Annotated in this window: 25 protein-coding genes; 19 read left to right on the top strand and 6 right to left on the bottom strand. The window is 59.8% G+C overall.

Annotation, left to right across the window (positions count from 1 at the left end; all coding sequences use genetic code 11):
- Positions 1-26 precede the first annotated feature (26 nt).
- Positions 27-494, bottom strand: a complete 468-nt coding sequence (locus tag AWB70_RS20275; RefSeq protein ID WP_053572908.1) for a zinc-finger-containing protein — start codon at positions 492-494, stop codon at positions 27-29.
- 367 nt (positions 495-861) lie between these two features.
- On the opposite strand from AWB70_RS20275, the gene AWB70_RS20270 reads away from it, so the two are divergent.
- From AWB70_RS20270 to AWB70_RS20210, 13 genes are all read left to right on the top strand, one after another.
- Positions 862-1,911, top strand: a complete 1,050-nt coding sequence (locus AWB70_RS20270) for a TadA family conjugal transfer-associated ATPase (RefSeq protein ID WP_053572909.1) — start codon at positions 862-864, stop codon at positions 1,909-1,911.
- A 12-nt stretch (positions 1,912-1,923) separates the two neighbouring features.
- The gene (locus tag AWB70_RS20265; protein ID WP_035967777.1) at positions 1,924-2,277 is read left to right on the top strand and encodes a hypothetical protein; all 354 of its coding nucleotides are present in this window, start codon (positions 1,924-1,926) and stop codon (positions 2,275-2,277) included.
- 46 nt (positions 2,278-2,323) lie between these two features.
- A complete protein-coding gene (locus tag AWB70_RS20260; RefSeq protein WP_053572942.1) occupies positions 2,324-2,587 on the top strand; it encodes a conjugal transfer protein in 264 nt (87 codons plus the stop codon).
- Positions 2,588-2,600: 13 nt separating this feature from the next.
- Positions 2,601-5,063, top strand: coding sequence for a VirB4 family type IV secretion system protein (locus AWB70_RS20255; protein ID WP_053572910.1), 2,463 nt, complete (start codon positions 2,601-2,603; stop codon positions 5,061-5,063).
- 23 nt (positions 5,064-5,086) lie between these two features.
- Complete coding sequence (locus AWB70_RS20250; RefSeq protein ID WP_082378325.1) at positions 5,087-5,854, top strand: TrbJ/VirB5 family protein; 768 nt, start codon at positions 5,087-5,089, stop codon at positions 5,852-5,854.
- Complete coding sequence (locus tag AWB70_RS20245) at positions 5,854-6,873, top strand: type IV secretion system protein (protein WP_063786812.1); 1,020 nt, start codon at positions 5,854-5,856, stop codon at positions 6,871-6,873. Before AWB70_RS20250 ends, AWB70_RS20245 begins: the two co-directional genes overlap by 1 nt.
- Positions 6,870-8,228 carry a TraI domain-containing protein gene (locus AWB70_RS20240; protein ID WP_053572912.1) on the top strand — a complete coding sequence of 453 codons (1,359 nt, stop codon included), beginning with the start codon at positions 6,870-6,872 and terminating at the stop codon, positions 8,226-8,228. The genes AWB70_RS20245 and AWB70_RS20240 overlap by 4 nt, the downstream gene beginning before the upstream one ends.
- Positions 8,225-10,096 (top strand): conjugative transfer system coupling protein TraD, encoded by a 1,872-nt coding sequence (traD, locus tag AWB70_RS20235; protein WP_053572913.1) that lies wholly within the window; start codon positions 8,225-8,227, stop codon positions 10,094-10,096. Before AWB70_RS20240 ends, traD begins: the two co-directional genes overlap by 4 nt.
- Before the next feature lie 10 nt (positions 10,097-10,106).
- Complete coding sequence (locus AWB70_RS20230; protein ID WP_053572914.1) at positions 10,107-10,625, top strand: hypothetical protein; 519 nt, start codon at positions 10,107-10,109, stop codon at positions 10,623-10,625.
- Positions 10,582-10,836, top strand: a complete 255-nt coding sequence (locus tag AWB70_RS20225; protein WP_235023229.1) for a hypothetical protein — start codon at positions 10,582-10,584, stop codon at positions 10,834-10,836. The genes AWB70_RS20230 and AWB70_RS20225 overlap by 44 nt, the downstream gene beginning before the upstream one ends.
- A complete protein-coding gene (locus AWB70_RS20220; protein ID WP_025495935.1) occupies positions 10,829-11,443 on the top strand; it encodes an IncC plasmid conjugative DNA transfer DtrJ family protein in 615 nt (204 codons plus the stop codon). The genes AWB70_RS20225 and AWB70_RS20220 overlap by 8 nt, the downstream gene beginning before the upstream one ends.
- 288 nt (positions 11,444-11,731) lie before the next feature.
- Complete coding sequence (locus AWB70_RS20215; protein ID WP_053572915.1) at positions 11,732-12,568, top strand: hypothetical protein; 837 nt, start codon at positions 11,732-11,734, stop codon at positions 12,566-12,568.
- 10 nt (positions 12,569-12,578) lie between these two features.
- Positions 12,579-14,303 carry an ATP-dependent helicase gene (locus AWB70_RS20210; protein WP_053572916.1) on the top strand — a complete coding sequence of 575 codons (1,725 nt, stop codon included), beginning with the start codon at positions 12,579-12,581 and terminating at the stop codon, positions 14,301-14,303.
- Between the two features lie 528 nt (positions 14,304-14,831).
- Here the strand turns inward: AWB70_RS20210 and ltrA are convergent.
- Entirely contained in the window at positions 14,832-16,199 is a 1,368-nt protein-coding gene (gene ltrA, locus AWB70_RS20205) for a group II intron reverse transcriptase/maturase (RefSeq protein WP_053572917.1), read from the bottom strand.
- A 240-nt stretch (positions 16,200-16,439) separates the two neighbouring features.
- Between ltrA and istA the strand changes: the two genes are divergently transcribed.
- Positions 16,440-17,663 carry an IS21 family transposase gene (gene istA / locus AWB70_RS20200; protein ID WP_053572945.1) on the top strand — a complete coding sequence of 408 codons (1,224 nt, stop codon included), beginning with the start codon at positions 16,440-16,442 and terminating at the stop codon, positions 17,661-17,663.
- Positions 17,660-18,526 carry an IS21-like element helper ATPase IstB gene (istB, locus tag AWB70_RS20195; protein WP_053572918.1) on the top strand — a complete coding sequence of 289 codons (867 nt, stop codon included), beginning with the start codon at positions 17,660-17,662 and terminating at the stop codon, positions 18,524-18,526. Before istA ends, istB begins: the two co-directional genes overlap by 4 nt.
- Before the next feature lie 478 nt (positions 18,527-19,004).
- Here the strand turns inward: istB and AWB70_RS20190 are convergent, their stop codons facing one another.
- From AWB70_RS20190 to AWB70_RS20175, 4 genes are all read right to left on the bottom strand, one after another.
- Positions 19,005-19,214 carry a hypothetical protein gene (locus AWB70_RS20190; protein ID WP_053572919.1) on the bottom strand — a complete coding sequence of 70 codons (210 nt, stop codon included), beginning with the start codon at positions 19,212-19,214 and terminating at the stop codon, positions 19,005-19,007.
- Between the two features lie 58 nt (positions 19,215-19,272).
- Entirely contained in the window at positions 19,273-19,725 is a 453-nt protein-coding gene (locus AWB70_RS20185; protein ID WP_053572920.1) for a bactofilin family protein, read from the bottom strand.
- Between the two features lie 12 nt (positions 19,726-19,737).
- Positions 19,738-20,544 carry a hypothetical protein gene (locus AWB70_RS20180; protein ID WP_143281667.1) on the bottom strand — a complete coding sequence of 269 codons (807 nt, stop codon included), beginning with the start codon at positions 20,542-20,544 and terminating at the stop codon, positions 19,738-19,740.
- An 86-nt stretch (positions 20,545-20,630) separates the two neighbouring features.
- Positions 20,631-21,230 (bottom strand): hypothetical protein, encoded by a 600-nt coding sequence (locus AWB70_RS20175; RefSeq protein ID WP_053572922.1) that lies wholly within the window; start codon positions 21,228-21,230, stop codon positions 20,631-20,633.
- A gap of 677 nt (positions 21,231-21,907) precedes the next feature.
- On the opposite strand from AWB70_RS20175, the gene AWB70_RS20170 reads away from it, so the two are divergent.
- From AWB70_RS20170 to AWB70_RS20155, 4 genes are all read left to right on the top strand, one after another.
- Positions 21,908-22,174: a DUF7696 family protein gene (locus AWB70_RS20170; protein WP_053572946.1), complete on the top strand. Its 267-nt coding sequence runs from the start codon at positions 21,908-21,910 to the stop codon at positions 22,172-22,174.
- The gene (locus AWB70_RS20165; RefSeq protein WP_053572923.1) at positions 22,171-23,499 is read left to right on the top strand and encodes a recombination directionality factor; all 1,329 of its coding nucleotides are present in this window, start codon (positions 22,171-22,173) and stop codon (positions 23,497-23,499) included. The genes AWB70_RS20170 and AWB70_RS20165 overlap by 4 nt, the downstream gene beginning before the upstream one ends.
- Positions 23,500-23,684: 185 nt before the next feature.
- Entirely contained in the window at positions 23,685-24,179 is a 495-nt protein-coding gene (gene ybiA / locus AWB70_RS20160) for a riboflavin biosynthesis intermediates N-glycosidase (protein ID WP_053572924.1), read from the top strand.
- Between the two features lie 69 nt (positions 24,180-24,248).
- Positions 24,249-25,643: a metallophosphoesterase family protein gene (locus AWB70_RS20155; protein ID WP_060854146.1), complete on the top strand. Its 1,395-nt coding sequence runs from the start codon at positions 24,249-24,251 to the stop codon at positions 25,641-25,643.
- The last annotated feature ends 55 nt before the right edge of the window (positions 25,644-25,698 follow it).

Here is a 25,698-nt window from a genome sequence, read left to right as displayed (position 1 = left end):
AGAAGAGGTTTGATTGACTGCCCGTGTTAACGAGCTTCCCACGCCGGTTCTGAAGGGCTAGCGGTACGAGCGCGATGGAATTGCTCAACAACAGCGATCGCGCGCTCGCATTGATCCGCGTCGAGCGTATGGATCGAGCACTTCTCCGCATCCGCCCCGATCTCGCCGCCTAGCCACTTCATTGCTTTGGCGCGCGCCTCAAAAACATTGCAGCCATCCCGCCGGACCTTCGCCGCAACCATCGGCTCGAGCGCCGCGTGGAGCTTCGCCTTTAGGTCGCGCAGGCGGGCGTCGGCGAGACGGCCGAGCGGTACGTGGCGGGTACTGCGCGGAAACACGCCGACCCATGCCTGGCAGTCCGCGCAAAGCCACAATGGACCGTGATCGTCGCGGTAAGGGTAAGCGTCGTCACCGGCGTGCACGAGCGTCGCGGGCGTGCCGCAGTAGTCACAGTTTGGGTGGGGAAGAGGCTTGAGTGGTTTTCCGACGCGCATCGCCGAGAACTCCGGGCGGAAAAGTTGAATATAGCAAGCAGGTTGATAACGCCACTCGAACGCGGCGTTTCATAACCTAAAAAGTTAGCCGACTAAGGGGGGTGTGCATATCCGGCGAACTTTGTAACACGTCTTTTTTTCCTTAGATTCAAGGCACTAAGCGAATGCTCGTCCGCGGTGGGACGCTATCCGGATAGCGTTGGTCGCCCGCCTCAGCGAAAGTTTCTGCGGGCCTGTTCCGCAACAGCCCCGAAGATATCTCCGCAGTCGCCGGGAAAGCTGCTCAATTTGACGCCTCTTTCGCTGCCTGCGCACGTTTGCCAACACCAACAATAGCCGACATGTTAGATAGCCCACAAAGCATCGCATGTCCGAGTCTGCCGACAACCAACTCCTGAAGTTGCGCCCCCTCGAAGCGGAAGCCGTGCGCATGTTCTTCCATGCGCTTTCGCCGCTGCGCGAGCTGCTGGACTCGCCCGACCTTGCGGAAATCATGATCAACGATTACCGCAATGTGTGGGTGGAACGTCGCGGCGTGATGACACGCGAGAACATTGACCTGCGCCCTGAGCAGCTCGAAGGAGCAATTCACTCCCTCGCTTCGTCCGTTGAGAAGTCGGCGAAGGCGGGCAGCGACAAGGGGATCATCAACGCGGGTCATCAGAACTTGCGTATCGCAGCGGTGATGAGCCCGACGTCGATCGACGGTCACGCGCTGAGCATCCGGAAGCACCGTGAATCGAAACTCACGCTGTCGGACTACGTGAACATGGGCGCGTTTTCGGCAGCCAACGCCCGACCGGAATACGCGGAAGCCATTCATTTCGAGGACGGCATCGAGGACGAAGCGCTCATGCGCGCGCTCGTCGCGCTCGTCCAGTCGCGCAAGAACGTGCTCGTCGCCGGCGGGACGTCGGCGGGTAAGACCACGTTTCTCAACGCGCTGATCGAACAAATCCCGCAAGACCAGCGGGTCATCTCGATCGAGGACACGATGGAACTGAAGCTGCACGTGCCCAACCGCGTGCGGCTACTTTCCAATGCCGACACGAACGTGACGACGCAGCTGCTCGTGGCGCTGTGCCTGCGCTTTCGCCCCGACCGCATCATCGTTGGTGAAGTCCGGGGCGGCGAAGCCTACGACCTGCTGCAGGCACTCAACACTGGCCACGATGGCGGCCTTGCCTCCATCCACGCGAACAACGGGCGCACGGCGTTGAGCCGCCTTGAATCGCTTGCCATGCTCGGTATCCCGACCGGATCGCGGTGGGAGCTGGAAGACATGCGCAAAAACATCGCTGACTGCTTCAACTACGTCGTGCATTTCAAACGCACCGGCGAGATGCGGCACGTCTCCGAAATCCTCGAAATCCGTGGATTCAAAAACAACGATTACGACCTACAACGCGTTTTTTAACGGGAGCATCAAATGAAGGGCAAGAAGGTACTTAACAGAGCCGCAACGGTGGCAAAACGTCTGCGTCCGGGCAAGTCCATGCTGGTCGGCGCGCTCTTGAGCGTCGTGTCGGTGGCCGCTATGGCAGCGGGCGACTTTTCCAATCTGACGGGCCTGACGGACATCATCTGCACGATCAGCAACCTGATCAGCGGCCCATATCTCTACGGCATCGGCATCGTGCTGATCACGCTCGGCGGCGTCGCGGTGGCGAACTCAGAAAGCAATATCGCCAAGACGTTCTCGGTGGTGCTCGTCGGCCTCGGCATTGCGTCGGTCGCCGTGCCGATTATGCAGAGCCACTTCCACATGGCCAACGCCTGCTGATATGCGCCAACACAAGGTTAGTCGGGGCCTTTCGCTGCCGCGCCAGATGGGCGGGGCAGACCGGGGGCTCGCCATTTTTAACGGGACGATGACGGCGCTGCTCACCTACACGAGCTGGACACCGGGATTTCTCCTTGTCGGCGTGGTGGTGCATGTGTTCTTGCGCTGGAAAAGCTCGACTGACCCGTGGTGGCGAATCGTGATGCTGGTGTACAACCGCTACCCGGATGTCTATGAGCCGGGCCCGAGCAGCCGTTTCAGTGCGCGCTTCAAGCGCCCGTATGGGTTTGATCAGGACCTACCATGCTAGTAGGCAAAGAACCATGCTGAAGATGATGTTCACCAAGCGCGCGGTGCAGGAAATCGCGCCCTGGGCAACTATGGTCACACCAGAACTGGTGCTCAACAAGGACGGGTCGCTCCTGACCGTGTTCGAGTTCGAAGGCATCGACGCAGATTCGCCGAATCCTGGCGACATTACAGCCGCGCGAGACAACCTGGACCATGCGTGCCGGAACTTTGACCACCGGGTAACTGCGTGGTGGCGCATGTCGCATCGGCGCGTGCGGGGTGGCATGGACGGCACGTTTGCGTCGGAAGCCGATGCGCGCGTCGACGCGATCAATCAAGCGATCATTGGCAGTGGCAAGTACTTCAAAAACTCGCACTCGCTCGCGTTGGCCTTCACGCCTGAAACCGGCATCTCGCGGATCTTCGACAAGATCTCCTACCACATGACGGTCGGCGGCAAGAACCTCGCTGTGGCGATGTTCGAAGCCGCGAAAGACACAATTCTCGCGCGCAGCGCCTTTGCGTTCGACCTGACCAAGATCCAGAACGAGATCAAGCGGTTTGAATCGGTGATCGACGGCTTCGTTGGCGGCGTTACACGTCTGAAGATGAAGCGGCTTCAGCTTCAGAACGTGCTTTCGTTCCTGCATCAGCGAGCGAATCCGTCGACGCCCAAGCGCCGCGTGCGCTATCCGGTCACGATGCTGGACACGCATCTGACCGAGACGGAAGTTACGATCGGCGCGACCGAGCTGATGTTCGAATCGGCGCACGGCAAGGTGTACGCCCGCGTCATCGGTATCAAGGAGTGGATGGGGTTTCAGGAGGCGGCGCTCGATGTGCTCTCGCAGGTCGATGCTGAACTGGACGTCTGCGTGATGTTCCGTTTCCTCGACACGTCACGCGCGAGCGCGTACATCAAGAAAATTCGCGGCTTCTACAAGGTCGCGGCCTTCAATCCAGTCGCCATCCTGAAGCAGTGGGCAACGAAGGAAGAGCAGAAAAACGACGAAGGTCGTGAGATTCTCGCGAAAGAAGCCGGCGACGCACTCGCGAAGCTGGACGCCGAGGGCCAGCAGTACGGCTTCGCCAATATCTCCGTGGTCGTCTATGGCAGCACGCCTGAAGAATGCGAGGACGCGACGCGTCAGGTGGTCGGCGTCATCGGCAACGCGGGCTTTGGTGTGATCCTCGAAAAGACGAACCTGTTCGCCTCGTGGAGCGCGACGCTGCCGGGCCGCTGGGACCAGCAGAAGCGCCTGCAGTTCGTTGAGACGCCTGCCGTCTCCGACATTGCGCCGCTGTGCAGCGTAGGCGAGGGTTCGAAGGTCAATGAATGGCTGACGCAGCAGTCCGGTGCGAAAACCGGCCCGCTCACGTGCCTGCCGACCCGCCATCGCACGCTGCAGTATTTCGACTTGCACCATCCGGGCGGCAAGGCGCACACACTCGTCGTTGGTCCAATCGGCGCGGGTAAGTCGGTGTTTCTGAATTACCTGATGACGCAGACGGGCCGCCACGGGGCGCGCCGCATCCGCTTCGACAAGGACCGCTCGACGCGCATTCCCACGTTGCTCGCTGGTGGCCGGTTCATCGACGCTACGGGACGTTTTGAAGCGGCGACCTCGGTCAATCCGCTTTCGCTGATCGCCGAAGAGAAGCACTGGTCCTACGTCGCAGACTGGGTGCAACTCGCCATCGAGGGCGAGGACTACACCTGCACGCCGCAGCAGCAGACCGAGATTTACGAGCGCATCCGGACGCTCGCGCTCGGCTTTCCGCCGGAGAAGTGGCGTCTTTCGGGGCTGATCACGCTGCTGCCGGCCGATTTGCGCGAGCGCCTTCAGGTCTGGACCGAGGGCAACAAGAACGGCAAATTCTTCGACCACGCGGAAGACGGCTTCGCTATCTCGGACGACTTGTCGATCGAGATGGGCGACCTGTTTCAGAATTTTCCGGTGGCCGCAGCCTTGTTCATGGACTACGCGTTCTACCGGATCGCGCAAATCCTCGACGGCAAGCGGTATACGGTGATTGAGATCGAAGAGGCAGGCTTCTTCTTCACCTACCCGAAGTTTTACGCGCGCCTCGAAATCTGGGCGGTGACGATCCGAAAGCTCAACGCAACGCTGCTGATGGCCACGCAGTCGCTTGGCCAGGTGGCTCGCGTGCCGAACTTCGAGATTCTCAAGGAGAACATCCCGAACATCATCTACCTGCCGAACAGCGACGCAATCAACAACCAAGGGCTGTACAGCGACGTATTCGGTCTGACGCAGCACCAGATCAAGATGATTTCCGACGCAGTGCCCAACCGCGACTACCTGTGGGTGACGGCCAAGCAGAGCCGGATGCTGCAGGCCCAGTTCCCGAAGGAAGCACTTGCCTACCTGCGCTCGGACGGTCGCGCGCAGGCGCTCCTCGACAAGCACGTGAAGTCAGGCAGCCCGCACTGGCGGGAGGACTACGTGCGCGACGTGCTCGTCAACGCTTGAACGCATTAGATAAAGGTATCGCCATGATGAAAAAACTGCTCCGCTGCGTCGCAGCCACCGGCGTTTTGACGCTGGGATTCGTGCAACACGCGCACGCGAACATGCCGGTCTTCGACGCATCGAATTTCATTCAAAACACGATGACGGCGGCGGCCGCCGTGAAGGGTGAGGTCTATCAGGATTCAAACCTCGTGTACCAATATCAGATGATGCTCAACCAGTTGAAGCAGGCGACCAACCTGGATCCGTCGGCCATGCTGGCTCAGTTTAAGAGCATCACCAGCGATATCACCAGCCTGTCGAAATACACGGATGCGCTGAAGGACCTGTACGGCGGGCTGCAAAACAACGCGGAATACGCAAGCAAGGTTCAGGCGCTTATCACGCAGTCGGGCAAAACGCCGGAACAGTGGTTCACGGACCAGAACACCCTGCTGCAGAACAACGACAAGACGGCCAAGCAGCTTTTCCAGCAGGGCAACGACGTCATCTCGCACGTCAGCGCGCTCGCAAAGCGCCGGCAAGAAATTCAGGACCAACTGAACATGTCGCCGACGATGGAAGCCACTGCACAGTTGACCACCCACATGCTGGACATCATCTCCAGTCAGAACAGCGACCTTCTGACGATGATGGCAGCGAAGCAGCGAAGCGATGCCGTGAAGGATTCGGCGACGGTCGTAGATCAGCAGGCTAGCAATGCGGCGCAAGCGTCTCTCAAAGCTAAGCAGGACCAGCAGCGCGCTGCCTTCGACGCTCAAATTGGGTCGTCAAAAGTACTGGGGCAGTGATGGCATATTCATTAATGGTCACGCTGAGGACAGTTGTCCTGCTCCTGGCAACGATCGTCGCCATGGTGATCTTTCAGACTGGCGCGTTCGCGCAAGCGGCTAACGCTTCGCCAAGTTCTGCGACGGCCGCTGGGGCGGCGGCGCTTGCTAGTCCGGATGGAGACTTCGGCAAGGGCGCACAGACGGCAGTCACGCAGATAGATTCGCTAGTAGGCAATTTGATACCCAACGCGATTACTGCGAGTTCTGGCGTGATGGACGAGGCGAACAAGTTCGCCTGGGGTTTGGGCGTCATCTCGCTGGTGCTCGTCGGCGTTCGATTTGCCGGCACGCATCATCCGATCTCTGCTTGGGTCAACCTATTCGAGGAGGTCGCTGTACTCGGCATCTTCGTCGCGCTATACCTCGGCTACACGTCGAGTGCGAGCGGGTTCTGGACATGGTTTAAGGATCTGGCAGCACATATCAGTGGCGCGTCCGATTCCTCGACGGGTGGCCAGATGGCGCATTTGGCAGGCGTCATCTTTGACGGGCTAAAGGAGAAGTTGAAGTCAATTAGGATTTTGAACATCCCAGCGGTCCTGTCTGATGCGGCGGTCATGTTGCTCGCCGCGTTCTTCATGTGCTTGGCGGCGATCGTCTTCATTTACTACTCGGCAGTAGGGCAGATCCAATCGGCTATCGGGATTGTGCTGGGGCCGATTGCGATCGCTCTCGCATTCTCGTCCTACACCCGCAACTACTTTGTTAAGTGGCTGGACTGGATGATCAGCGCAGGAATGTATGTCGTCGTCGTTGCGATTTTGATGAAACTCGTCGGGTCCTCAATCGGCGACGCGGTGTCGAAGGCGTCTGACGTTGGTGGGGCAACAACGGTGAACGCGATGTATGTCTTCAATTTGGCGATATTCATCCTTTTGTTGTCGCTCGAGATTCCGAAGCTTGCGGCGATCTTTGGCGGCGGCGCAAGCGCAACCGGCACTGCAGCGCTGAAGCTGGCGAAGGGTTTCATTCCATGATCGCCGCTCACCAAGCAATCCTTGCCGAGGACCTGTTCGCTACGCACCTCAAGCGCATTGAGCTTGTTCGTCAATGCGCTAACGAGAGTACTGAAACGGAATTCGCGCGTAAGTGGCTTGCAGTGTTACGTCGCTGCGCGAATTGGTTTTCGTCTATGCCGCTGACGCCCGAGTTGCATTGCGAGCCGGGCGGTGCATTCCGAGCGACGATCGAATCGACCTTCTATGCAATGCGGCTTGCGGGTGGGCAGAAGTTCGCGGCTGACCTCACGTCTGATAAGCGTCGCCGGTTGGAGCCTCAATACAACTACGCTGTCTTCTTGGCCGCTGCGTGCTCGCTGTTGGACGAGCCGTTTCGTCACTTTGAAATGGTGCGGCTTTCCGACCGCACGAAATGGAATCCGGCGGCGCACGGGGCGTTTGGCACGTGGATCGGGGCCGGTCAGTTCGCGGTTGAGCGGCGTGTGACGCCACTAAAGAACGAGCGCATGCGCACCGCCATGTTCGCCCAGACCGTCATCTCACCCGAACTGCTCTCCGGGTTCGACACAGCGGTGCTGGACGACCTCTTCAACGCGATCAATCCGGAGCGCAGCCCCCAAGGCTTCGAGCCCCTCGTCCACAAGGTCGTGCGCCAGGCGATGGACGTTGCAGGGGACTTCGAGCGCAAGGCACAGCGCGCCGTGTTCGCACCGGTGAAGTATGACGTTCCCTCAGCCGTGCACGTCGCGCTCGCCCTGGAGCCGCAGTTCGTCGCGTCGCCCACCCCGGCCAGTGTCGATCCGTCGGTGGACCCAGCACGGTCGACCGCCACGACGGCGTCAGTACCGCCGGCGACTACGTCAGAGCCGCCGTCTGCCGTTGTTGGAGCAACGGCAGACTCCGAGCAGGCGAGCGCTTCTGCGCCGAAATTCTCTCAGTCGTTGCTCGATGCGTTGGAGCGCAGCGAAGCACAGGCCGGGGGTGCGGCTGCGTCTGAGCCTTCGACCGGCACGAGCGCGCCTGCGTCGCGTCCGGCGCCGGTCGATCCCGCCGAAGCGCGTCCAGCGAGGAGCAATGCAAATAGGGTCGGGCCGTCTGACGAAGAATTAGCGGAACTCCTGGGACCCGGCGCTGCAATGCTGAAAGAGTTTTTCAAAGCCCTTGCTGGCGACGTGGCGACCGGGAGGGCGGAAGTGACGTGGGAAGAGAAGGGGCTGGCCGTCAAGAAGCGGCTCGTCGGCGGCTACGGCATCACAAGCGATACGCTCGTCGAACAACTCAAGAAGCGCAGCTTGCTCATGCGCGCACACGGCAATGACATCTGCATTGTTGAGCGCGCCGGCCGTCTCATCGTGGAGCGACCCGGGGCATGAACTACGTCAATCACTTCCGTCCGATCTACGAGTTCCGTCCGTTTCTCGTTTGGCCAATCGTCATAGTTGGCATTCTGATATCTGGAATGCCGTACGGCTGGGCGTTCGCGCTGGCCGGTGTGGCGCTCCTCTCGATACGCGCGCTGCAGATATGGAAGGCGCTGAGCTTTCGAATGGCCATCTCAACGAAATGGCTGAGCAAAATTCAAATCGAAAAGCTTCTCGCCACGCAAAACGCGATGCGGAAAAGAGCGGACTCGATGTATCTGGGCATCGGATATGAGTGGACGCAGAAGCATACGCAGATTGCCCACGAAATCCTCCGGATGCCCGTAACCGACATTCCGTCGTTGCCGAAGTGGCTGTCGAAAACGGAGATAGGCCGGTCGGTGGAGGAGCGCATCGAGCGGCTATTCGGTCCACGCGACAGCATTCGCGATCGCATGCCGCAGGGATCGTCCTGGATCCACGGGATGGAGCAGAAGAAGGTCGAGGTGCCGTTTCACTATAAGGCGATGGGCGGCCACACGCTGGTGGCGGGCACGACTGGCGCGGGAAAGACCCGCACCTACGAAGTCATCTCCACTCAAGTGATCCACAACCCGAAGGATGTCCTGATCATCGTCGACCCGAAGAACGATGACGAGTGGAAAAAGCGCGTGGAGAAGGAATGCGCGCGCACCGGGCGCAAGTTCCTGTACTTCAATCAGGCGAAGCCGCATGAGTCGATCCGCCTGAACCCGCTTGAAAACTGGTCGCAGCCGTCGGAAATCCCGTCGCGCATCGCGCAGTTGATGGAAGAAGGCCAGTTCCGTGACTTCGCGTTTCTCTTCATCGACCGCGCCGTGAAAGGTGAGCTATATGTGGGCGACAAGCCTAATTTGCGCTCGATTCTCAAATACGCACAGTCAGGCATTGGCAATCTGCTGGACCGTGGGCTGCGACGATTTTTCATCGAGAACGGCCTAACCGATTGGGAAGAACTGACCGTCACCGCGACCGTGAAAGACGCACAGCGCCGCAACGACGCTTCGCTGATTGACGGGATGGTGAAGTTATATCTCGACCGCTTTGCCGCTCACGACCGCGGGCACGAGACGATCGACGGGCTGATCGCCACGCACACCCACGATCGCGAGCACTACATGAAGATCATCGCGTCCGCGTTGCCGCTGCTACAGATGCTCGCGACCGGGGAAACGGGCCTCATGCTCGCGCCGAAAGCGGACGACTTCGAGGACGAGCGCGAGATATGGGATATCGACAAGATCATTAAGCAGAAGGCGGTTTTGTACATGGGACTCGACTCACTTTCGAACAACATCGTGCAAAAAGCGATTGCTTCGATGGCGCTGTCGGACGTGGCGGCCGTCTGCGGTGCGATCTACAACTTCTATGCCGAGAAGCCCGATGTAGTGCTCATCATCGATGAGATCGCAGAGGCGATCAACGAGCAGGTGATTCAAATCCTGAACAAGGGCCGCGGAGCAGGGTTCAAGGCGTTCGTTGCGTTCCAGGCGCGTGCCGACCTCGAAGCGAAACTGGGAAACGCAGCGAAAATGCTGCAGGTTTTGGGTAACCTCAACAATCAAGTGGTGCTTAGACTAGAGGACTCGGATACAGCAAAGTGGTTCTCGGACAAGGTCGGAGAGACTGCGATCCGCGTGGTGAACGTGTCTAACAGCACTAATACCACGACCGAGGCGCATGCGCTCGAATTTAGTGGCTCGCAGTCCAGGTCCATTCAGCTGGAGAAGGTGCCGCTCATTCCCGTGAAGCTGCTTCACAGTTTGCCGAATCTGCAGTACTTCATGCGCATCTCTGGCGGTGCAGTGTATCAAGGTCGAATTCCTATCATCGAAGGCTAAAACACAAGTTATGTCCGCTGCATATAAAAACATCATTCGCGATCACAAGCTCTCGCACAGGCTGGTTGCGGTCTTCAATGTCGCACCGGAGCTGGAGCTTGCGTGCTCGCGTGTGGCCGACTTCATCGGGGAGCGGTTTATGGGAGACAAAGGGCCGCTGGCCGCGGAGATGATCGAATCGGCGCTCGATGGCTTCCGGCGCGCGAAGCGCACGGGCGACCAGCATATCGCGTTCATGCAAGGTCTATTCGAGCCATCGAAGGCTTTATACGCTCGCCGGCTTGTCGCGCGGTTTGGCGACAAGGTGTCGGTGTGGTGCCCGATGGTCGAGGCAATTCCCGCGTTCGAAGCACGCCACTTCGAGTACCAGTTCGAGATGGTCGATGAGCGTTGCCCGGACGAGATCACTGAGCGCACCGCCGCGTTCCAGCTCGCCGCACGCGTGCTTCAAGGAGAAGCCTTCCGCCGTTACTTCGAGGAATACGATGTCGCTCACCGTTACGATCATAGCGAAGCTGTCGGGAGTTGAGCCGCGCACGGCTCAGCGGGCGCGCGATACGGCTGCGGCATTCGATGGCGACGTTAACGCGGCCGTGCCCGAGGAATTCACTTACGGCGCGGGGGCGCGATGCTACGCGTTGGCAACAATCGCCGAATTCCGGCCGGCGCTGTTTTGGGGCGGACTGATGGCACTCGTCGCGGTGCCCGCCCTCATGCTAGTCAAGGTGCTACATGGCTAGCCGGTTCGGTTCGCACATCAAGGTGTGGTTTCTGCTCGTGCCGGTGCTAGCCATCGCGGTCATGCCGGCGATCCCGGAGCGTAAGCTATTCGAGGTGCCGGAAGCGGAAACGCATTCTCTCGTTGAGTCAGTCGGGCAGGACCGGGTCGACCGCGCGATGCGCAGTGCCAACGAAGAGTTCCGCCGCGCATTCGTCGATAGCGGGCTGCTGCACCGCACGCTGAATGCCTCCGGAAAGGTAGGCGGCTTGGACGATGGAGGCTTCTCGTCTTTCGCCCATACCTGGACCGAGAACTTCTGGCTGCTGGTGTACCGGATGTTGTTCCGCGCGATGGTGATGAAGATGTGGATCATCGGGACGCTGCTTTTTGCGATCGGCATGTTCATCGACGGCGCGGCGCGCCGCAAGATTAAAGCGTCGGCTGCGGGCTTCGTGAGTCCCCTGTCTTTCCATCTGGCGGGGCACGGGCTGCTGCTCGTGACCGGCACGCTGTTCGCGGTGCTGGTGGTTCCGTTGCCTGTCTTGGTCGGCTATTGGGTAGCCGTTGCCGCCCTCCTTGGAGGCCTGCTGTGGAAAGCTGCAGAGTCCTTCCAGTCGTCCAGATAAGAGGAAACATCGCGACTTGCATTAGCAGCACATCAGAATTTGCTTCGGTCCCTCGGGCAACGCTAATCGGATAGATAGCGTTGCCTTTATTTTTTCCGCCACGGTTCTCAAGACCTCTTGCCCAGATGCGCACCGATAATTCGGTGAAAGGCGCTTTAAATAGCCACCGTTTCGAGCTTCTTAACGTTGCCACCGCCGCAACAATGTTGAAGATGGGCAACGCGCTTCGCTTGCCTGATCCTCAACGATGAAACGGGACCGACGCGGTCCAGACAGGAGAAATGGCGAATGAGCACGGTTGTCGAACCTGGCAGTGAACAGAAAGTCGCGCTGAGCGCCCTTGAACAAGGTACGGTCGAGGCGCCGCTGACGACCGACGGCGCGGACGACGGTGAGCTCGAGCGTGAGTTGACGCAGATGGAGGCCGACGCAGACCGCCTCCAGAAAGAAGGCGTGATCTCCACCGACGACGCCGACATGAAACGGGCGGAAGTTGCCAAGACGCGAAAGCTGTTCCGCGATCTGCCTGCCGCCGAGCGTATCGCCATCATCAAGCGCCGCCGCGAGATCGGCCGTCAATTGCTTGACCGCCAGCTTTCGGGCGCGGCAGTCGTGACCGCACGCGTGCGTCTGAACCATACCCGCCTGAAGCCGCTGTTCGAACAATGGTGGCCGTACATCAATCGCATGAGCATCAACATGCAGCGTTTCGGCCGCTCGACGTTCGGCGAGAACGACAAGGAAGTCGTCAACAGCGCGCTCGAAAAGCTGCTCGGGGGTATTGAGAGCTACGTTGACGAGCAACTGCGCGTGGCCGAAGGCTTCCGCCAGCAAAAGGAAGCGGAGCTTCGGGCCAACAAGGAATTCGTGTTCGAGCCGACGATCCCGATGCCCGCGATGGACATCGAAGTCGAAGCGTATTCGCGCTTTTCGATGCGCGTGCTGGGCGTCATCATGAAATTCGACCGAGCGATGGATCACTTCGACTTCATGGTGTGGAACGGCATTCGCGACCAGTCGGACGTGGACGACGAGGCCGTCAACTTTCTGAAACGCTTCAACCCGCTTGGCATTCGCGGGTACATGACGCACCTGAAGCTGATGACGACGGTCCGCGGCAACTAAGGAGGGCGCGATGCTGGACGAACTCAATCCCCAGCAACGGGAAGTCGCCCAGTTGCGCCAGCATTGCGTGGCGATCGCCTGTCCGGGTGCTGGCAAGACGAAAACGATCGCCACGAAAGCAGCCCTGCTGCTACAAGACAGCGCCGCGACGGTCGGCGCCGTCACCTTCTCGAAGGATGCCGCGCTTGAATTGCGAGAGCGGATCTTGGCCGCCGCCGGCGAGTCAGTGAAAAAGCGTCTTATCGCGGGCACCTTCCATTCCCTTGCCTTCAAACAACTGAAACGCCCCGGTGCGCGCGCACTCGATATCGCCTCCGATGGCGACCGACTTGGCCTGCTAATCCGCGTGATGCAGGAACTCGGCCGCGACGGAAAGGCAGAAGACGTCATTCCAACGATCGAGAAGATCAAAACCAATTTTGGGCGGTGCGACCGGAGCACTGCCGACGGCGAGCTGTATCACGCCTATCAGGACGCACTTGCGCGTAACGGCAAGATTGATTTTCAGGACATGCTGCGTTTGGCCGTTGAGGGGATGGAGCAAGGCTCCATCGCCCCATACGCGTTCACCTATCTGCTCGTTGACGAGTTTCAGGATACGGACCCGCTGCAGTACCGCTGGATTGAATTGCACGCGCAGGCTGGCTCGACAGTGACAGTCGTGGGCGACGACGACCAGAGCATCTACGCGTTCCGCGAGGCGCTTGGCTATCGGGGCATGGAGTCGTTCATCCAGTCGTTCGCGGCAAAGCCCGTCGTCTTGGGCAGCAACTACCGGTGCCGCGCAGAGATTCTGGGCGCAGCGGACCGGGTGATTAGGAACAACTCTGACCGAATCGCAAAAGTGCTGCGTGCGGAAAAGGGCCCGGGCGGCACTGTGCAAACGTCCCGCCATCCAGACGAGTATGAGGAGGCAACCGCGGCGGTCGACGTGCTCCGGCCGTTGCTCGCGGAAGGGCAGTCGTGCGCGATCCTGGCGCGTACCAACCGCATACTGGACCCCCTTGAGTCCGTTTGCCGCTCGCATGGCATCAAGTACTACCGGGCATCGGGCGCGTCCGTGCTGAGCCGCCCGGAGGGCGCGCTCATGTGCAATCTGCTCGAAATCGTGGAGCGAATCAAACACACAGGCCTAGATGCGGTCTTGGCGCACCTAGGGCTTACCGCCCAGCAGCTACGCACACTCCACGCGGATATGGGTGCGGAACTGACGCAGAAGGGGCGGGCGGAACTGGTTGATCTTGGGCTGCCCGAGGACGTGGCGACGAACTATCGCGAGTTTATGAAGCGGCTCGCTGAGTGGCAAAGCCTCTGCGATCGCAAGTTCTATTCGCTGACGCTCTCGGGAGTCGCGGAGTGGATGCTGAAGTACGCGAAAAAGGATTCGGCAATCCGCGCAATCCAGGCGACCAACGACGTCCTGTCACGCTTGTCCGGCAGTTTCGCTGAACGGCTGCTCTTCCTGCGCCAAGACAACAACGAGCCGACGCCGGGCGCTCTCATTCTCACGACATTGCACAGCTCTAAAGGGCTGGAATGGGATCACGTCTGGATTGTCCGCAGCGAGGAGACGATCGTCCCAGACCCGAAATCGACCGAGCCGGAAGAACGGCGGCTGTTCTATGTCGCGATGACGCGTGCTCGCGAATCGTTGATGATCTCGGGGACATCGAAAAACTTTGAGTCGCGATTTGTTGTTGAGGCGCAGCTCGATCAGCGTGCTACCGCGGCTTAGCTCCACATCTGCCCGGCAACGCTAGCTGTAGAATCTCTGGCGATGAAGCGGGGCGGTTTAGAGCCTGACGCGCGCAAAGCTAGCCTCGACACGCTTTCACAATACAAAAAAGTTAGCCGGCTAAGGGGGGTGTGCATATCCGGCGAAGTTTGTAACACGCCTTTTTCTTTTTTTATTCAAGCCACTAACCAAATGCCCGACCGCCGTGGGACGCTATCCGGATAGCGTCCCTCCACCATTGTTGCGGTGAGGTCGTCCACGCCGTCGACGGAACTTTGGCAGATTGTGTTGCAGCGCGCCCGGAGCCGGCATGGAAGGTCAGATCCGTCTGGTTTGCCAGCGTCCGGACGGAAGGTCTGCATTGGCGGGGTCTCTCTCGTGCCTGTTCACGGCGACCGTCGGTCAGTCACATGGACCAGTGACGTCCGCATTCACTTAGATCGGGATAGGGGCAAGCCTCGCGGCCCGACCCCTCCCACACCACCGTGCGTACGGGTCCGTACACGGCGGTTCGGATCGGTTGATCGGCTAGGGACGCAGTGATGGAAGACCGAGGGATCGCAGAAAGCGATTGGTCAACGCCCGTTGCAGTGCAGGGCTATTACTCAGCCGCCATGCATTGTGGGGTGACCCGGCTGTCTGGGCAGCAAGGGACCGGTCCACCCCTCGCGCCGTCAGTTCCCGGAAGCGGGTGCTCCCGCGTCGCCACTGCTTCCAGAAGAAGCAGCGAACCCGGCGGCGCACCCATTCGTCCAGACGCTGAAGGACGCTCGGCGTTTCGCAGAATCCAAAGTAGCCGCGCCATCCAGTCAGGTAACGGTTCAGCATGCCGATCAGTTGGTCAACGCTGACCCCGTGCGAGCGCTGGGTCATTTCCCGGATTCGCTCCTTGAACCGGCTCAGTGCCTTGGGCGCGATGCGCCGTTTGACGTGATCCCGGGTCCCGAAGGTGAATCCCAGAAACTTCCGCGTGTGAGGCTCGGCCACTGCGCTCTTCGTCTCGTTGAGCGTCAACTTGAGCTTGCTGGTGAGGAAGGCTTTCAGCCCCGCCATCACCCGTTGGCCCGCGCGTTCGCTGCGTACATAGACGTTACAGTCGTCGGCGTACCTCGCAAATCGCAGTCCGCGTCGCTCAAGTTCCCGGTCGAGGTCGTCGAGCATCAGATTGGATAACAACGGTGACAGCGGACCGCCCTGGGGCGTCCCTTCGTCCGTTGCGCCAACCAGCCCGTCTTCCAGCACGCCCGCCGTCAGAAAGGAGCGGATCAGCTTCAGCACTCGCCTGTCGCTGACACGCTTTGCCACCCTGTTCATCAGAATATCGTGGCTTACGCGATCGAAGAATTTCTCGAGGTCCAAATCTACAACCCATCGATACCCCGACTGGATGTAGCTTTGCGCCTTTGCCACGGCCTGATGCGCCGAGCGTCCCGGACGGAAACCATAACTGGAATCCGAGAACGTCGGGTCCCACCGCTGTTGCAGCACCTGCAATACCGCCTGCTGAACGAATCGATCAAGCGCGCACGGGATGCCGAGCTTGCGCACGCCACCTCCATCCGGCTTGGGTATCTCGACCCGTCTGACAGGTTGTGGCTTGTACGTGCCTTTTAGCAGCATGGACCGTATCGTCGGCCAATGCTCACGCAGGTACGCCGGTAGTGCCTGAACCGTCATGCCGTCCACGCCCGGTGCGCCTTTGTTTGCTCTCACACGTTTCAACGCCTGCTTCAGGTTCTCCCGTTCGCAGACTTCCTCCATCAGTCGGTCACACACCGACGGGCTTTCAGACTCGGGGTTCGCCGCCATAGGTTCAGCCCCTCGATCAGCAGCCCTCGGGGCTTCACCCCTGCCTCCGCTATCGAGGACGCGATGCGTTTTCTGCTGCGCTCCCATGTCGAGTTCTCCGGCTTACTCGGCCGCTCCTCTCCGTTTGGGCCTTCAGGCATCGCTGCCCTACTATGCCCGCTGCTGACTCCTGTCAGCGTCGGATAGATACTCCTCATTTTCGTCGAAGTAAATTTCCCCAGTTTTTTGTTTGGCGCCGCCGCGTAAGCGGTGGCGCCCCGTCGATCACCGACCATATAGGCCTTCGCATCCGTCGGGGAGATATCGGTGGTCGAGCTGGGAGAGGTTATGACGATTCTGGAATTGCATCGGCAGGGGCTGAGCATCTCGGCTATCGCCGCTCGACTACACATGGATCGCAAGACCGTTCGCAAATACATTAAGAATGGTGTGCAGGCGCCTCGTTATGGTCCGCGTGCGCCGCGTCCTTGTGTCGTCGATTCGTTTGTCCATTACGTGACCGAGCGTATGCGTGAGTACCCCGAGCTGAGCATCGAACGAGTTTTTCGCGAGGTTCAGGCGATGGGCTACGTCGGCGGTCGCACAGCATTGGGTGATTTGATCCGGGAAGTTCGTCCACCCAAGCAGCGTGGCTTCGAGGTGCGCTTCGAGACGCCGGCTGGAGCTCAAGCTCAGGTGGACTTTGCTCACTTCAATGTCGAATTTGATGACGTCCCTGGACAGCGGCGCTCGATCTGGTTGTTCTCGCTCGTGCTTGGACACAGCCGTTATTTGTGGGGCCGCTTCGTCGAGCACCAAGACCTTCAAACGGTTTTGCGCTGTCACATGGAAGCGTTTGAGCACATCGGTGGTGTTCCTCGAGAGGTGCTTTACGACCGCATGAAGGCGGCCGTGCTGGGCGAAGTCGAGAAGCACATCGTCTACAACGCAAAGCTAGTCGCATTCGCGCAGCACTATGGCTTTGCTCCACGCGCATGCAAGGCATATCGCGCAAAGACTAAGGGGAAGGTCGAACGCCCATTTCGATACATCCGTCAGGACTTCTTCCTCGCTCGACGATTTCAGAATCTTGCCGATATGAATCGCCAGTTACGTGAGTGGCTTGACTCAGTAGCCAATGTTCGTGTGCATGGCACGACGCACCGAGTTGTCGCGGAGCATTTCCTTGAGGAGCGTCCGACGTTGCTAGCGCTTCCCGCCGGTTTGTTCAATGGCGTGATCCGACTCGAGCGGCGTGTGAGTCACGAAGGACTCGTCTCAGTCGGCGGAAACTACTATAGCGTGCCCGACCGAACTCGCAAACGCACTCTCGAAGTTCACAGTCTGGCTCACGAGATCCGGATCTACGAGCAGGGCGAACTGCTGGCAGTGCATCCCGTGCTGGAAGGCCGACGACGAACGTCACTGCTGCCTGGCCATAGACGCTCCGGTAAGCGCAAGCCGCAAACCAGCCCCGCGCTGCCGTCTTCGAATGCAGGCGTCGCGCGGCGGCCCCTATCGTTCTATGATCAGGTCGCAAGGCGCCTAGCTGACGTTGGGAGGCACGCATGAACAGCGTTCCAAGCTCGACTGTCGAGCGGATACAGCGTTACCTCGTTGGCTTGCGCATGCCACGCGCTCTCGAAGCTCTAGATGCCACTCTGAAGCGCTTTGAGCAGGGCGACAGTTCAATGCTCGAAGTGCTCGAGACGCTGCTGGGCGAGGAATTCACTACGCGCGAGACACGGCGTATTCGGATGGCACTACAGACAGCAAGACTGGGCACAATCAAGACGCTCGCCGGATATGACTTCAGTTTCCAGCCGAGCCTCGATCGTGACCGGATCATGACGCTGGCGCAACTGGATTTCATCGAGCGGCGACAGGCGGTTCATTTCCTCGGCCCGCCTGGAACCGGTAAATCACACCTTTCCATCGCGTTGGGTGTCGAAGCGGTTCGCGCCGGCAAGAGCGTGTACTTCGGCTCGCTCGCTGAAATCGTCAACTCGATGGCGAAGGCCGAGCGCGAAGGCAATCTGCCGCAACGCGTGCGCTTCCTCGCGCGCAACAGCCTGCTTATTGTCGACGAGATCGGATATCTTCCCATCGGCTCAAACGGCGGCAACCTGTTCTTCCAACTGATCAACGCCTGCTACGAGCGGTGCGCGATCATCTTGACTTCCAATCGCAGCTTCGGTGAATGGGGCGAGGTATTCGGCGACAGTGTCGTTGCAGCAGCACTGCTCGACAGGTTGCTGCATCACGCGATCGTGGTGCAGATTGAAGGATCTTCCTACCGTCTGCGCGAGCACGCCGATTTACTCCCTGACCATCTACGCAACCGCCCATCATCTCTACACTCGGCGTCCGCCGAAACGCCGCGCCGGCGCCCAGGCCGCCCCCGGAGGAGCTCACACGATCCTGAGAACGGCTGATCACCACGCAAATACAGGGTGGGGAATTTTACTCCGACAGTTTTGGGGAAACTAAGTCCGACGTTGACAGACTCCTGCGCGGTGGTCAACAACCCTTGCGAGCCGTTCAGTCCTGAGTCCAGGACACCGCGCAGGCCTCCCGAGGTAAGCCCAACCGCCTTCGCCACACACCCGCCAGATCTACCACCCCGGACCTTGATGGCTATGGACTTCGCGATCATTGGCTCGCTCGTCCGTCCGGGTAGGCCTCCCATCTGGTTTCTGTTCGTCAGGTCGTGGCTTTGCTACACGCTTCCTTCAGACCCCGCCTCACGACGACGCCCTTGCGTTTCGCTAGTCCTTCACCACCATCAGGTTGGACAGGGGACTCGCACCCCCAAGCTGTTGTGCATGCTCGGCGCACCAAAAAAAGCCCGCTCAAAAGCGGGCAGCAATCCATATCGGTCGAGCGTGCGGGAGACGAGGATTCAGTCAAACCCTAAGTTTTCTGACGCATAGCCAGTTTGTACGTCACGACCGACTTGTACGCCGGGCGGTTCCAGTGCGGAGTGCCCAGCGTCATTGCCTGACCGTTCACAAGCCGCCCGGTGTCGAGCATGCAGAAGCAATGGCCTTCGAACGCGGCTTCTTGCGCTGCCGCGTCCCACGTCACGGTGAGGAAATCGAAGATCGGGTCAATCGGTTTCATGGTCGGAGTTCTTAGAGACTTTGACCCGTTATCGGCAAATCATGGGGCTGGTAGAGGCTCAGGCCATTGCGCGGGAGAGCTCTGTCACATTTGATTCCGCGCGTTCGTGGCCTTTCACGTCGTCCAGACGCGGACCGGCGATAGGCCCTTCGTCCGACGTGGAATCGGCCTCGATCGTCAGCATTCTGGCAACGCGCTTGAGCGTGCCGTTCAACGACGCACGCGGCCCAAGGCGGATTGTGCCGGAGTAGAAGATGTCGCCCGAGACTTGGCCATTGATTTCCAGCGAGCCCCGAGCATGCACATCGCCGTCGACGCGCCCGTCAATGCGAACGTGCTCGCCCTGCGCGGAGCCCTTTACGAGTCCGCCTTCGCCGATGTGCAGCAGACCATGCGTCGAGATGATGCCGCCGTCCAGCAAGCCGAAGAACGAAATGCCGTGATCCACGACCATGTCGCCGGTGATCGCGCAGCCGCGCGCAATAAGCGTGATATTGAGTTCGGTTTTCATGGTGTCGATTCCTTAAAACATTTGCACTTCGTTCGCCCCGCCGCGGTTCGCAGGCGCTGACTTCTTGCTTGCAGCCGAACCCGTGTCGCCATCGCTTACCTGCTCGTCCCGCGAATGCGAGCGATGACGATAGCTGTGCGTACGGGCCGGTGCCGCGTGTTGTTGCGACGCTTGTTCGTCGGCGGCAGGCTGCGCCGCAGCTTGCGCGGCCGGCACTGACGCGGGTTGAGTGGGAGCCTGACCAGCCAGCTCTGCCTCGCGACGCGTTTGATGAATAGGCGAGGCAGCCGCGCGTTGCACATCGTTCGAGAGAGGAGGAACGGATTTGTTGGCGGCCGCGCTCGCTGGTGGGCCGCTCGTTGTACCCAACGAATTCTTGAACTGGTCAGCCGTGAGACCGATTGGAGAAGCCGCAGCAACGTCTCTTCCTGTCAGCATTGGAGCGAGCGCTACCGGATGAGGCGGCTCGGCGTCGATTGGGCGCGTCGCGGGCTCTTCCGTTGCCGGCCTTTCGCTTCCGTTGGATTGCGGCTGCGCATCGGTCTTCTTTACTTCGTGAGCGGAGGGCGCGCCCACCGACTTGTACAACGACGCGGCTCCCATCCCCGCCATAGCCACGACAGCGGCGATAGCAACTGCGACAACGCCTCGTCGAGCGACAGGCGCCGCCTTCGGAAGCCGCAGCCTGAGCGTGGGTGTCTTGGCGTCTGCGGTCAGGTCGGCCGGCGCCGGGAGCGCAGCGATTTGCCGCGGCAGATCGATGGTCATCGAGTCAGGTGCGAACTGCGCATGCAGTCGTTGAATTTCGCGTAAGTCCATGCGGGGTCCTCCCGTCGTTGTTAGGTCGAGCATGTCCAGCCCCACGGCGCGGCAAACGCAAAACGCAGGGCAGTTCATACACGATGTCAGTGAGTACGATCCGAGTCCGGAAGCAGCACCCCTTCTGGCGCAAAGCGGTCGTTGTCGGGCATGCACAAGAAAGGGATTTGATTGATGCGTGCCTCGGCAGCCTCCAGTGCGGATTGGCGCACTTGAGCCGTCATGCTTCTCGCCATCAGCGCTTCCATCGTCTTGAGGAAAAGCTGGTCATACATCGAGAGGAGTCGCACAAGACGACCGGACATGGCGTGCTTAATTTCAAGCGTGACCATCTCGGGCGGAGTCGGTGCACGTCGACCTGGAAACTTACCTGCCCATGCGAGCGCCTTCTTCATGAACGCCTCAGCAGTTCGAAACTCCGACTCGATCGCGATGAGCTTCCCTCCGCGCGCAACGGTCATCTTTGCGGCGGCGAAGTTGAAGTCGGCGCGCAGGAATTCACGCGCGAACAACGAGTAGTACGGCAGTTCCGTTTTCGCCAGCGTGTCGCCGTTGATGCGAGCGAGACGACTGTCGTTCGTCAGTCGGTTCAGCGGACGAAGACCGGTCTGCGCACCGCTCTCGTTGCCGAGCGCAGGGGTTTGCTTAGGGTCTTCGTCAGGCGCTTCTAGGTCAGTAACGGCCATGGGATTTTCGGGATGTCTGTGTTCTCTCTCACATATAATTTTCATTGATTAGGCAAGAGTCGAACGGGCGAAAGCTATATGAATTTCGTTAGCTTTCGAGCGCACGCGTACGTCATTAACCCGGATACTCAACTCCATTCCCCGCGTCACCGACGCATCGACCACGACTCCACACCCGGAGTCCATCTTTTCTCTGCAAGTCGTGCCCGCCTCGTGCGTTGGCATGCGCCGACCGGATAGCTACCGGTGTGGAAATCTTCCTTGTGCTGAGTGTGTTCGCTACACACTCCCCAATATCAGCCGTGATACTCGTACCTTGTGCTGCATTCATTTGCGCCGGTACATCGTTCGAACCCGGTTTTTCGGGTGTTCTCTCTCCAGAGCCTGATCTGGGTAGAACGATCGAAGTTGGCTGATCCGTGATTCCTGCGGCGGAAGTAATTCCGAAAAGGGCTGTTGCGCGGCGTGACCATGCTGCGCGAGAACGACTTTACGTTCTCTGACCGAGCGACACCGGCGTATGCCGGCCGCTCCCTGCACGCCACGTCCCCGGAAGGGACGTGGCGCGTAGGTCTCTATATCGATTTCACGAAGCTCGCTCCCTCACCGGAGCGGGCTTTTTTTTCGTCTGTCGCTTCTTGCGGCCGGACATTTCTCAACGGAGGTGCTGTTCCATGCTGTTACCCGACCGCCTCAATCAGCGTATCGCCGAGGCCATCACGCATCAAATCAATACCGAGCGCGAGCAGGCGGACACCTCGTCACCGGTTTGGCGTGAGCGGTGCGAAGTAGCTCGGGTCGCGATGTTCAGCGACGCAGAGCGCTCTGTCTTCATTTCCCATGTCAGCGAACGTCGCGGCAGTGCGGCAGCCCGAGAGATGCAATCTCAGGCCGAATCACTGCGGACGAACGCCATCTTCTTTCTCGCAAGGAAACCGTCATGAATGCAGTCGTTCAGATGTTCGATCACGCGCCGCGCAGCCTCGTTGAAGAACGAGCTATTCGCCCGCCCACGATCGGCAAGATTCGACCCGGTATCAAAGTGCTCACGCGGGCGCACCAAGCCAACGAAAAAGCGGTCAAGCTCTATAACGACATGGTGGCCGCGGGCGAGTCGTTCGAAGCCATCGGCAAGGTGCTCGAAACGTCGCTGAAGCTGCGCAACGCGCTCATTCCACGCAACGTCGACTACTTCGTCTGCAGACGCTCGGATTTCTCGAATCCGGACACGGCCGATGAGATCCTGCGGCTCTATGGCGAAGATCGCGGTCACGGGTTGCGGCTATACCGCTTCCCGATCATGTTCGCGTTCGACGACTGGCTGCGCAATGTGCCGAATCAGATGGCCGCGTACACCACAACCGGGCGTCAGTACTTCTCGGAGTACGACCGCGACGGCAAGCGCTATTGCAAGACATACGCGCCGGTCGAGCGTAACGCACGCGCACAGCGGGCGCGGCGATCCTTCGGTGGGCGACTGGTCGTTCACCGGCAAGACGACGACATTCCCGATGGCGTCTGTGATCCTCACGTCTGTCCGCAGTATCAGGACCGCAAGTGCAACTTGACCGCGAACTTCTTGTTTGCAGTTCCGGACGTGAAGGGACTTGGGCTGATCGAGTTGCCGACCAACTCCATCTACGTGCTGCAGAAAGCTTATTCGGCGATGCAGACCGTGGCATTGGCGCGTGGCAGGCTCACCGGCACGCGCTTTTGGCTCTCGAAGAAAGAGTTTGACATCACGCGGATTGACGACAACGGCCAGGCCGTACGTCAGAAGCAGATGCTGACGGTGCTCGATGCCGATATCGACCTGGGCGCGCTGTTGGACGGCGCGGACGAGGCTCAACCGGCGCTCGATGCTGCCAGTCGTGCGGTGGCCCTGTTGGAGTCAGACGGGACGGTACAGTCAACTGGCGATCCGTTCCTTCAGGCTGAGCAGGAGCAATCTGGGGCTAAACGGGCAGACGATAGAGAGCCATCGGGCATCGACGGCGTAGCTGGTCATGACGACGACTCACCCGACCCCGAGGAGACGCTGGAAGACAAACGTCACCGTATGTCCGACCTGCTGCATCGTCTGGGCCTAAGTCAGCCGGAGCGACAGAACGGCTTTCGCAAATACGCGCACCAGACGTACGGTCGTGGCTGGATCGAACGCATCGCTGATGTCGACGCGATGAATGCACGTCTGAAAAACGCGCTCGATGATCCCGCCTCGCTTGACGTGGAAATTCAGGACGCGATTGCACAAGCTGCTTACGTCTAACCTTGGCCAGTCCCCCTTTGGGGGCTGGCATCCTTTCTTCGTGTCACACAGCCTTTTTTTCGCTCGCGCATGAGAGCATTTCAGCAAGAACCGCTTGCTCAAATGTTTTCGACCGCGCTCAAACCTGCGCATCGAATTCGTCCGCTTCGGCGGCCCATCTACTTGTTCACGCGAAGGAGTCTCCGATGCGTAGAGTCGGTAACTTCACGCTGTTTTTCGGCGCGGAGGACGCTTTTAGCAACTGGCATCCGTGCCGCTTTACCTACCATGACGTCGATTTCCGGTCGGTGGAGCAGTTCATGATGTTTTCGAAAGCCAAGCTGTTCGGCGACGAGGACATCGCCCAGGCTGTGCTCGCCACACATCTCCCGAAGGAACAAAAAGCCCTCGGACGTAAGGTCAAAGGCTTTGATCTGGAAATGTGGAAGGCGAAACGCGAGTCGATCGTCTATGTCGGATGCCGCGAGAAGTTCGCGCAGCATCCCGGCTTGCGGACGCTGTTGCTCGCGACGGCGCCGACCGAGCTTGTCGAGGCGAGTCCCTACGACACGATATGGGGCGTGGGGCTCGGTGAGCATCATCCAGACATCACGGACAAATCGAAGTGGCGTGGCCAGAACCTCCTGGGCAAGGCACTGATGAAAGTCCGCGACACGCTGTCAACGTCATCCCTTTCTTAGCGCGCCAGAACGGCGCATCGGCAATTACTGGCTGCCTTCGGGTGGTCTTTTTCATTTATAGGAGGCGATTTGAAGATCGCACATTTTTCTGACCTGCACTACGCGCCGGGCAACATCGAGGAGTCGGATCGATGCTTCGGTTTCGGCATCGACCATGCGGTGCTCGCCCATGCCGACGTCGCAGTCATCTCGGGTGATGCGACGGACCATCGTCTCGACGCACACGCGCCGTCGCTGAACCGCCTTGCAAAGCGCATCAACGGGCTGAGCGGCAGCATGCCGGTCCTGATGCTGCAGGGCACATTCTCACATGAGCCTCCGGGGACGCTGCGCAACTTTGAGCTGATGGCGACCACGCATCAGATCTACGTTGCGGAACGCGTGCAGCAGGTGAGCCTTCACGAGGGGCGGTTCTACCCCTCGGTCGGTCCGGTGTTCTCGGACGAGGAGCTGCGCGAGGTTCTGGCAATCGGCGCTGATGTCGTGTTCACGTGTCTGCCCACGGTCAATAAGGGGGCGCTGGCGGTCGCTGTTGGTGCCAAGGAAGCCGGGACGGGTCTCGAAGACGTGCTGGGCGACTATCTCGCCGCAGCAGGACGCGTCAACCAGCAGCTTCGTGCCGCAGGCATCCGCACTGTTGGGGTTTCACACGGCACGGTCAACGGTTGTACGACTGAGCACGGCGTGACGATGGCGGGGTTCGATCATGAGTTTTCGCTTGGTAGTCTGTTCGAGGCCGAATGCGATGCATTCATGCTTGGGCACATCCATAAAGCGCAGCAATGGGAGCGAGCGGGGCGAGTCGTGGCCTATCCGGGCTCCATCGGGCGTTTCCACTACGGTGAGGAAGGCGACAAGGGCTTTCTCATGTGGAATGTCGAGGCGGGAAGCGCGCAAGCTGATCTTGTCGTGACGCCGTCTCGGCAGACGATCTGCATCGACTTCGACGGACCGCCCGACATGCAACGCCTCACGGCAATCGCGCTCAATGCGACCGACAAGTTCGTGCGAATTCGTTGGCAGGTCGACGAAGAGCACAAGCAGTCAGTGGACCGAGACGCGATCGCGGCGCTGTTCGGCAACGCGGCCGAGCTGAAGGTCGAAGCTCGCATTCTTCCCGTCATCCGGTCACGCGCCCAAGGCATCAGCCTCGAAACGTCGATTGACCGAAAGCTCGAGCGTTGGTGCGAGCACGCTGATGTTGATCCGGCGCCCTTGCTTGACCGGCTGCAGTTGTTGGAAACCGGGGATGCGGAGGCAATCGCCGCTGGCGTGCTGGCGCGACTGAGCGACGCTGACGCATTGTCGAGCATATCCGAGCCTGCGCCGGTGACGGCCCACGTAGCTCCGGATCGCGATGTTGGCGACGACGCACTGCCCATGCCAGACGCGACGGTGGAAATCGTCGAGTCGGCTTCGGCAGATCAGCTTTCGTGGCTCAACGATGATTTGTTTGCGGCTTAATTAGCGAATGAAGTAGCCGCTCATGCAGAGGAGGCCAGTATGGCTCCTTCGCTTG

Source organism: Caballeronia cordobensis (genome assembly GCF_001544575.2).
GTDB lineage: Bacteria > Pseudomonadota > Gammaproteobacteria > Burkholderiales > Burkholderiaceae > Caballeronia > Caballeronia cordobensis.
This window is presented reverse-complemented; position numbering and strand designations above follow the sequence as displayed.